The following is a 9,598-nucleotide window of genomic DNA, read 5'->3' as shown; positions in this document are numbered from 1 at the left end:
TATCAGACCTCCCCCACCTGAATATATTTCCCACAATAGTCTCAAAAAAATATAAAAGGGTCTCTAAATTATAAAGACCCTTTTCATATATTTCTGTTCAAACTATTTAAATCTATTCAATATAAAACCTTTTTACATATTTACTGGTGGAAGCGGACATTATTCCACTATAATTTAGAATAAACTCTATCTTATCTCCAATTAAATACCTCTTTTGACTATTTGTTATATCCACTATAGTGTGATCCGAACTGGCTCCTATAACCTCTATTTTTTTATTTGTAGGAATTAATGACTCTACTTTTATATCCTGTTTTCCTATTCCTAATATCACTCTTTGCATAGGTCCTCTATCCACATATATGTGCCGTTCTCCAAAAGCATCCACACCTTGTTCCCCTATGGGAAGCGACTCTTTTCTCTTGTTTTCAATAACTTCACAAATCAATCTAAATGCATCATCATATGTTCCATCCAATCGTTGTCCATAAGCCGTCTCTCTTCCAAGTAAAATTCCCTCTCCTATTCTTAAATTGTTTATTCCCTTTGGAATCTTACCTTCACTGAGTAAAAATAATGAACTAGAATTTCCACCTGAAATTATCTTTAAATCTATTTTATACTCTCTTTCTATTCTTGTACCCAGTTCAACCAACTTTCTAAGATTGACTTCTGAAGGTAAAATTGCCCCATAACAAGTTAGATTAGTAGCTATTCCAACTATATCTATATTTTTTAGTTTTGCTATTTTTTCTACACTTTCAAATAGATCCTTCTCGTCAAAATATCCCTCTCTAAGATCACCTAAATCTATCATCAAAACTACACTGTGTATATCCCCTCTTTTTTCAGCCTCAAAGTTGAGTTCTTTAACTGTTTCGTACTCTGAGTTAAAGCTTATATCTGCATACTCTACAACTTTTGAAACTTCGCTTATCATTGGTATTCTTAGAAGGATTTTTGGAATTTTTATATCTTTAAACTCCATTAAATTTTCAATTCTAGAGTCTGCTAAATAGTCCACTCCTCCATCTTTAAGTAGTTCTAGAACAATATTCCTATCTGCACAATATGCTTTTGTTACCATTGCTAAAGAGATATCATATTTTTTCAAAAGTTGAGATATCACTTTTAAATTTGTTCTAAGTTTACTAATATTTATCTCTAGCCTTGGGTATAATACTTGCTGCATATCCCCTCCCTATAAACCTCTTCAATATTTAAACTTTTCAATAAAAGCTTTAATGAGGCTTCTTTAAAGTTTATTGATAACACTCCTAAAGAAGCCATAATATAATCATTATCTATCAATATTTGTGCTTCCTGTGTTGGAAGAAGTTTATCTTCTCTATTGGATTTTCCTATCTCTTTCAATATTTCAACTCTTGCTGGAAGTCTTGTTAAGGGTCCTCCTGTTCCAACTATCCATTTTACTCCCGTTAAATCCTTTCCAAATGCTAAAGTTTTACTCTTACCTCCAAAATATGTTCTATAATCTCCAGCATGTCTATTTATAGAGACTATTATAGCCTCTTTTGTCAATCTCTCTATAAATTTTATATATCTCTCGGTTGTAGGAATTACTATCTCCGATTTTCCCATATCTTCAATTTCACTCACACTTATATCCAACTCTTTAGCTAATCTATCAATTTTTACCGTTTCAATTATATTTTTTCTATTGATAAAAACGCCCATATCTCCCTCAACTGTTCGTTTTGCCATAGGTTCAGGATCTATAAGTATATTTTTTATTCGTTCTGTTCCATCGGTTACAGAGTGAATATCAGTTGTTGCACCACCCACATCAATAGTAACCAAATCCCCAATACTTTCCCTTAACATCTGTGATGCCCTCATCACTGCTCTCGGTGTCGGTATAATCGATCCATTTACTAGCTCCCTTATTTTTTCCATGCCCTTTGCCTCTGTGATATGTTTTTCAAAAATATTCTGTATAACCTCCCTTGTAGGTTCAACATTTAGTAGATCAATTCTAGGATAAACATTTGGAACTATATATAGATTTTTTCCTTTTTCATAGGTTTCAAATATACTCTTTATCTCCTCAACAATAGCATTATTTCCTGCATAGATTACGGGTATATCCAAAAGGGATGACGCTATTAATTCCGAGTTATAAAGAGCTGTTTCTCTCTCTCCATAATCTACTCCACCAGCTAACATTATAATATTTGGCCCTATTTTTTTTAGTCTTACCATATCCCTCTCTGTGAGTTTTCCTGAAGTTACCATATGTATATTAGCTCCTGCACCTAAAACAGCTTCTTTTGCAGCTTTTACAGTCATATCATACACAAGCCCATGAACCGTCATTTTTAATCCCCCTGCTGCACTACTAGTGGCTAACATATACCTGTACTCTATTGCTTTTATACCCAATTTTTTATTAATATCATCTATAGCAGCTTTAAGACCTATATTTACATCCCCTTCCCCTATGGAAGTTGGAGCCTGTCCTTGACCTAAAAATATTGGGTTTTCAGTTTCTATCCTATCAAATATATTTACCACAGTTGTTGTACTTCCAATCTCTGCAACAAGTGCATCTACTTTCATAAGATTCCTCCCTCCACTCAATATTTTTTCTACTGTTCACCAAGCATCTCTTTTCTTCTCTTTACAAAATATGTGGCTACATTTACACCTCTATCATATTTTCCAAATCCTTCATCCATCCCTTGAACTCTTGCAATCTCAGGTATTACTTGAGTTCCACCAGCACATATTATTAACTTATTTCTAACCCCTTTTTCCACAGCTAAATCATGAAGCTTTTTCATATTTTTATAGTGAATATCATCATGAGAAATAATAGTGGATGCTAAAACTACATCTGCATTTAATTCAATAGCTGCATCAATAAGCTTTTCACATGGCACAGACGTACCCAAATATTCAACTTCCATACCATACTTCTCTATTCCTCCATGTTTTATATCTATAACCTCTCTAAGCCCCACTGAGTGTTCATCCTCTCCAACAGTTCCAGCCACTATTTTAAATGGATATCTCTCTACAAACTCTCTAATCTCATCATCACTTAATATCTCTGGTTTTTTTGGAATTACTAACTCATTAAGATCTATTGAAAATCCAACTTTACCTTTCAATTGTACTCTTGTCCCTTCACTTGGATGAAGTTGCTCTGAGTGAATCACCTGAGGTTCATATAGATTCATTTTTTTTGCAAACTCAATAGCTGCAAACTCTGCCATTCTCTGATCTATCGGAAGAAATATTTCCAATTGGACAACTCCATCAGCTAACCACTCCACCTCTGGTTTAATCAAATTTGTGCCCCTATATTTATCTCCCTCTTCCAATCTTTTATTTACATTGTCATCCATATCTAATTCATCTATAAAGACTATTTTTTCCGGTTTTTCCAATGTACATCCATCTATTAAGATCGATGGGCTCTCATCCTCTTTAACTCCATATTGGTCCACATTATTATATCCGAAATGTGCTGTTACTGGTGCCATATAATCTACATCTCTTCTATAAACACTTCCAGCTCCCACTCCACTCTCTCTTTTTCTTCCAATTCCATCCCCATTTCGCTGAGGAAAATATCCTGAATCTACAAAATATCCTTTTTCCACAGCCTCAAAGTAGCCTCCACTTTCTATTATCTCCTCCATAAATAGTATTGCTCTCTCTTTTAACTCTCTTCCTCTCTCTCTTATATAACCTGTTTGCTTTAACTCCACCATTGAAAGAAGATCATCCATTCCCAAAAGAGTTTGCTTAGCTGTATCACAGGCCTCTATGTTATACATATGCCATGGTACATTTCTTCCCTCATCTGGAGTTATTGTAGATTGAATATCTGCACTTGTTAACTTTGATATTAACATATTCATCACATGAGTCACCGTTGCTTCTCTTGAAGAGGACGTAATATATTTTGTATTCATCTGAGCTCTCATTTTATATTCATCAAATAGCTCTCTAAGTGCAACTGCATATGGTAAGTCTAATTTTAAACATGGAGTTGGTGACGCAGAAGGTGGTACTGTTGATAGACAGATATTCTCTTTTTTTATTCCTACTCTATATGAAAACAAAGCATTTATAGCATGTTGAACCATAAGTTCTGGCATCACTTTCCATCCATCTTTTGCTGTGGCATTGGCATTATGGGCACCATCTATCTGTGCTATCTCTCCCCATGCCATAAGTTTTTTTGATTCTCCAGCATCTACAAATGATCTAATCATATTTACATTCCTATATAAAATATTGTATTGAGGGTCTTGGTGAGCTCCATTTACTCCCTCCTCCACAAACATTACAGCTACCTCTGGACCTGCTATTCCACTTATATATGAGTGATAGTTTATATCTCTTCCAACCTCCTCCTCAATCAAATCACATGCTTTTCTATGAGCTCTTACCTGTTTTCTAGTTATTGGAACTCCACCTACTCCCTGTGGAGTTCCCTCAATTAAGCCATCAAAATGTGACTGACCAGCCGTTCTTATAACCATTATATGATCAGCTCCATGCCATGCTGCCATTCTCATTCTTCTAATATCATCTTCAAATCTACCAGAAGCTATCTCTGTTGTTATTGTACTATCAGGTTGTGGGTCTATGTTAGAAAAATATCTTGCCGCTGGAAGTGGAACATAATTTTTCAGTGTAGAGGAGCACTCTTTATATGTATAATCACCCATTTTCATATCTCTTCTCTCTCTCCAAGTCCATCCCCTTCTTTTAGGTCTATAGTATTCCAAGCCCTCTAATATGGTTTTCACATCTATTTTTTCACTAGCTTTTAAGCCCATATCATATTCCTCCCTTAAATATGTCCAATGCAATATCCCAATACTCTCCAGCTATCAATTTTTCTCCAGCTTCCCTTATTGTAATCCTTTTCTCTTTAGACACTCTATATACTATATGTCCAACTCCTTTTCCTATAAGCCCTCTTTCTATAGCTCCATCCACTAAAGGTTTTACTTCTAAACTAGAGAATCCCATTCTAAGCAAAATCGACCTTTCTATAGATGGTGTCGTATTTTCCATCGCTATTTTTAACAGTGGTTCAACTATTGTATTCGCCAATTCCCAAAATTTATTTTTTAGTTCCTCATCTGAATATCTCTTTAAACTTTCCCTTCTCTGCTGGTAATCATCATCTCTTTTTAGGTATCCCTTCATAATACTTACCTCCATCTATCCTCTAAAATCGAATCTATATACTCTTTACTACTCTTGGTTTCGGCTATTAAAAACTCTATGTCCTCTATCTCCAACTTCTCTATATCTTTAATATAGTTTTTTATTAAAGATCTTTTTAGTTTATCCATATCTATATCTTTAACTTTTAGTAATCCTGGATTTTCTGGTAAAATAATAGTTTCTCCAGGTATCTCATCTCTTGGATTACCAAATTTAATCTCTATACCATTCTCCCTTGCAAAGGATAGTTGTGGTTGAAGATGTTTTCCCGCACCGGTGTACTCAGTTTCTTGTACTACTATTATCTGATCTTTATCCATCTCCTGAGCTATACTAAAAGCTGCTGCCAAAGAGATATTCCCCGCTGGTCCTCTCTCCAATCCCTCTAACTGTGCAAGAAGTTCAGTCACATAAAATACCTCTCCCTGACCTATTGTCACATATCTATCCGCATATCTTAATGGTCTTGCTGCTGATCTTGGAACATCTGATCTATCTGGAAAGGTGCTAAATGGAATTCCAAACCCTGTATGCCCCGTTGTAAATGATTTTTTATTGAACTGTTTATCACTGGCCATATGAAGTCCAGATAAATTTACACTAGCTCCTATAATTTTTGTTTTATTAGCCCCTATTTTTATAAGACCTCTAGCTGTTCCAGTGAGATTTCCACCTCCGGCATTTGTACATACCACAGCATCTGGATATCTCCCCTCTCTCAATAGGAGTTGTTCTGCAATCTCATATCCCAAAGTCTCTATTCCCGCTATACCAAATGGGGAGTATAGGGATGCATTAAAATACCCTGTCTCTTCCAATAGCTTTAAAAACACATAAAATAATTCAGGTCCTACTGTCAATTGTATTACCTCTGCTCCATAGGCTTCACATTTTCTAGCTTTCTCTATTATCTCTGGTTGTCCAACGCCTTTGCTATCATAACACTCCTGAACTATAATACATCTCAATCCCTGCTTTGCAGCTTGAGATGCTACCGCTGCTCCATAGTTTCCACTTGTTGCTGCTATAACCCCTTTATACCCCAATCTCTTAGCATGATATACAGATATAGCTGCTCTTCTAGCCTTAAAACTTCCAGATGCATTCCCTGCCTCATCCTTTATAAAAATTCTAGCTCCCTTCCCATTTTCAGAGTATTTTCTAGCTAACTCTGTAATATTTTTCATTTCAATTAAAGGTGTATTCCCAATGGCGCACTCCCTTTGAATTCTAACTATATTATCTAAGGTATAGCCAGTTTCCTCCATCATCTTTTCATAGTCAAAGGATATTTTCCCCATTTCAAACTTTGAGTAATCCAATTTCATAGCTCTTTTCATTATTTCATTTTTTCTTTTTAATACCGCTTCATAAGACCCTTTATCAATCATCTATATCACTTCCATACAATATCTCTTTAGCTTGGATTCCAATTTTTATTATTTCAGGTATATACTCTCCATAGCTATGCCTATACACTGGATTTATCTCCAACAAACTCCCCTCTACCACTCTTCCTGTGACAGTTATCACTCGAACACTATCCCCCACTTTGGCATCCTGCTGTAAAAATCCCTTTGTCCACATCTCTAAGGGTACACCCTTTGTATCTTCTGGAAGACTAAATGCTCTATTTTTAGGGAATAAAATAACACTGTGTACTCTCACAAAATCCCCTATTTTTCCATCCATTTTATCACTCCTCTCTCCCCTCTATCATATCTCTAATATCTCCCATAATAGCTCTAGGAACAGGTATATCTAACATTGTTTTTAATCCTGGTCTAGCGTTAATAACATGTGGAATACAGTTTACACACATAGCTATTGTCCCTATACCACCTGGAATCTCTGGAGTTATTTGAAGTTCTATATCAGGTACTCCTTTAACTGTGATATAATCCCCTGTTTTAACATTTTCTAAATTTGGTAAAATCTGTTGTGGATGTTCCATAACTATTTTTAATTCACCATCTACATATCCGTAACCACACTGTTTACATCCCGCTACAGACCCAACTTTAACCTCAGCATACTCAGATTTTCTATAAACACTGCTCACTATTGCCTCTCTGGTTTGTTCTAACTTTTCCAATTGCCAACCTATACCATCGGCTACCATTTTTATAGATTCAGGAAAACCAATATGTCCTGATATTGTTCCATTTTTTATTCCATCTTTAAAAGTCTCTTCTGAAACTCCAACTCCTTGCTCCTCCATAACAGCCTTTCCAAATGGTGATAGATCATTTACTCTAGTGGCTTTTATCAAATTTACTCTCTCACATGTTCCAGTCAAAGCTAATACCAGAAAATCAAGGACAAATCCAGGATTAATTCCAGTTCCCAGTACACTCACCCTCTTATCTTTTGCTAATTCATCTATTCTTTTAGCTAATTCAGGGTATTGGCTCTTTGGATAGGCCATCTCCTCAGCCGTTGATATTACATTTACTCTTTGGTCTATTAGATACTCAATTTTATCAAAAGCATTTTTTATAAAGGAGTCTGTAGCAAGTAAAACTACGTCTGCATACCTATATGGAAATGCCTTTTTATAATCCTTTTCAACTAATATCTCATATCTCTCGCATCTATCTATTTCCAAAATTTCAAATATACTTTTACCCACTTTATCTGGATCTAAATCACATACAGAAACCAATTCAATCCCCTTTTTCTCCAATAACATTTTTGCTATTCCTTTTCCCATTGCTCCCAAACCCCATAGTCCCACTCTTATTTTTTCCATCTAAAATCCCTCCCTATCTTCAATATTTTGATTTTTTTACTTAATTTAAAATAAAGCAATTCTCATTCCAATATCTCTATTTTTACTTTTTACTTTTAGAGAGGACATTCAAAATTTTTTTTTAAATTTGCATAAAAAAAAGCAATATTTTTTTAAATTCATAAAAAAATATTGCCTGCTTTTACACTTTTATATTATACTTCTTCAATTTATACTGTAAGGTTTGTCTACTCATTCCCAAATATATTGCCACTTTACTTAAATTATTCGGATTTTGCTCTATAGCTTCTCTTATATATCGCTCCTCTAACTTTGAAACTATAGATTCTAAAGAGCTTTTTCCAAACTCCATATCATCTTTTAACTCAAAATTAATATCTGTATCCCTCTCCTTGGAAAGACTACTATCTATGGTAAAATCATCATTTAATGGCATATTTAATATATCCTTTGTAAGATAATTCTCATCACTCATAACTACACCAGAGTATATTATATTTTCTAGTTCCCTTACATTTCCTGGCCATATATACTTTAAAAATATATCTTTCACTTCTGAGGTTATCCCTTTTATATTTTTATTTAATTTTTTATTATATTTTACTATAAATTTCTCTGCCAAAAGAAAAACATCATTTTCTCTCTCCCTAAGCGGTGGCATCTCTAAATATATAACATTCAATCTATAATATAGGTCCAATCTCATTTTCCCCAATTTTATTATCTCTTTTGGATTTTCATTTGTTGTGGATATCACTCTCACATCTATTGGGATATCCTCTGTTCCACCGACCCTTCTTACAACCTTTTCCTGTAGCACCCTCAATAACTTAGCTTGTGTCTGTATAGGTATGGAGTTAATCTCATCAAGAAGTAGTGTGCCTCTATTCGCTTGTTCAAAGAATCCCGGTTTATCTATTGCTCCTGTAAATCCCCCTTTAGCTGTCCCAAAAAGTATTCCTTCAAAAAGTCCATCTGGCAAGGTGGCACAATTTATTGCCAAAAATGGAGCATTTTTTCTGGTACTCTCACAGTGAATGGATTGACTCAAAAGCTCTTTCCCAGTTCCTGTTTCTCCATATATAAGAATTGCTGCATCATTTTTAGCAATTTTTTTAGCTGCTTCTATCACCTTTTTTATCTTGGGACTATCTCCTATAATATCTTCAAACTCATATTTCTTCTGTTTTTTTATAATTTCATTGGTGCCCATTTTATCATTTGTCAATTGTAACTTTACTATCTCATCATATAGAGTTTTTATAGTGGTCATATTTTTAGCAATTTCCAAAGAACCTATTACCTCATTTTTGTGCTTTATGGGAATAGTGGAGTTAATGGTAACTATCTCTTTACCATTTTTATTCAAGTATTTTTGAATATTATTTTTTATGCTTATACCATCTTTTAACACACTTAAAAGTGTGCTATTATTTTCATTCATATCTTTAAAAACATGAGTGAAATGTTTTCCTATTACACTTTTTTGACTCATGCCCTCCATTTTTTCCATATTGTGATTATATATTCTTGTTATCCCATTTTTGTCAATAAAATGTATCCCTTCATCTACGTTTTCCAATATCTTCTTTAAGATTTCAACTTCAATATCTGTTTCCATTTTATCACCCA

The 9,598-nt window shown here is 34.3% G+C and carries 8 protein-coding genes; all 8 read right to left on the bottom strand.

Translation table 11 applies throughout. The features are described from left to right. Window positions 1–112: 112 nt before the first annotated feature. Window positions 113–1,192: an ornithine racemase Orr gene (orr, locus tag ACMOUI_RS03630; RefSeq protein WP_418964382.1), complete on the bottom strand. Its 1,080-nt coding sequence runs from the start codon at window positions 1,190–1,192 to the stop codon at window positions 113–115. Beyond that, complete coding sequence (locus tag ACMOUI_RS03625) at window positions 1,165–2,580, bottom strand: GlmL-related ornithine degradation protein (RefSeq protein ID WP_418964381.1); 1,416 nt, start codon at window positions 2,578–2,580, stop codon at window positions 1,165–1,167. Before ACMOUI_RS03625 ends, orr begins: the two co-directional genes overlap by 28 nt. Before the next feature lie 29 nt (window positions 2,581–2,609). Next, complete coding sequence (gene oraE, locus ACMOUI_RS03620) at window positions 2,610–4,817, bottom strand: D-ornithine 4,5-aminomutase subunit OraE (protein WP_418964380.1); 2,208 nt, start codon at window positions 4,815–4,817, stop codon at window positions 2,610–2,612. Window position 4,818: 1 nt separating this feature from the next. After that, window positions 4,819–5,193, bottom strand: a complete 375-nt coding sequence (locus tag ACMOUI_RS03615) for an ornithine aminomutase subunit alpha (protein ID WP_418964379.1) — start codon at window positions 5,191–5,193, stop codon at window positions 4,819–4,821. A 5-nt stretch (window positions 5,194–5,198) separates the two neighbouring features. After that, window positions 5,199–6,605, bottom strand: a complete 1,407-nt coding sequence (ortB, locus tag ACMOUI_RS03610) for a 2-amino-4-oxopentanoate thiolase subunit OrtB (RefSeq protein ID WP_418964378.1) — start codon at window positions 6,603–6,605, stop codon at window positions 5,199–5,201. Continuing rightward, window positions 6,598–6,906 (bottom strand): 2-amino-4-oxopentanoate thiolase subunit OrtA, encoded by a 309-nt coding sequence (ortA, locus tag ACMOUI_RS03605; protein ID WP_418964377.1) that lies wholly within the window; start codon window positions 6,904–6,906, stop codon window positions 6,598–6,600. Before ortA ends, ortB begins: the two co-directional genes overlap by 8 nt. 4 nt (window positions 6,907–6,910) lie before the next feature. Then, on the bottom strand, window positions 6,911–7,966 hold the full coding sequence (ord, locus tag ACMOUI_RS03600) for a 2,4-diaminopentanoate dehydrogenase (RefSeq protein WP_418964376.1): 1,056 nt from the start codon (window positions 7,964–7,966) through the stop codon (window positions 6,911–6,913). 181 nt (window positions 7,967–8,147) lie between these two features. Beyond that, window positions 8,148–9,598: sigma-54 interaction domain-containing protein (locus ACMOUI_RS03595; protein WP_418964375.1), on the bottom strand; the 1,451-nt coding region annotated here is incomplete at its 5' end.

The sequence above is a fragment of the Cetobacterium sp. genome (assembly GCF_048470075.1).
Taxonomy (GTDB): domain Bacteria; phylum Fusobacteriota; class Fusobacteriia; order Fusobacteriales; family Fusobacteriaceae; genus Cetobacterium_A.
Note: the sequence above shows the minus strand (reverse complement) of the source record. Positions and strands in the feature narration are given on the sequence as shown.

Bases quoted from the DNA above. Each gene is read 5' to 3' on its own strand.
- orr (WP_418964382.1), bottom strand. From the start codon at position 1,192: ATGCAGCAAGTATTATACCCAAGGCTAGAGATAAATATTAGTAAACTT.
- ACMOUI_RS03625 (WP_418964381.1), bottom strand. From the start codon at position 2,580: ATGAAAGTAGATGCACTTGTTGCAGAGATTGGAAGTACAACAACTGTG.
- oraE (WP_418964380.1), bottom strand. From the start codon at position 4,817: ATGGGCTTAAAAGCTAGTGAAAAAATAGATGTGAAAACCATATTAGAG.
- ACMOUI_RS03615 (WP_418964379.1), bottom strand. From the start codon at position 5,193: ATGAAGGGATACCTAAAAAGAGATGATGATTACCAGCAGAGAAGGGAA.
- ortB (WP_418964378.1), bottom strand. From the start codon at position 6,605: ATGATTGATAAAGGGTCTTATGAAGCGGTATTAAAAAGAAAAAATGAA.
- ortA (WP_418964377.1), bottom strand. From the start codon at position 6,906: ATGGATGGAAAAATAGGGGATTTTGTGAGAGTACACAGTGTTATTTTA.
- ord (WP_418964376.1), bottom strand. From the start codon at position 7,966: ATGGAAAAAATAAGAGTGGGACTATGGGGTTTGGGAGCAATGGGAAAA.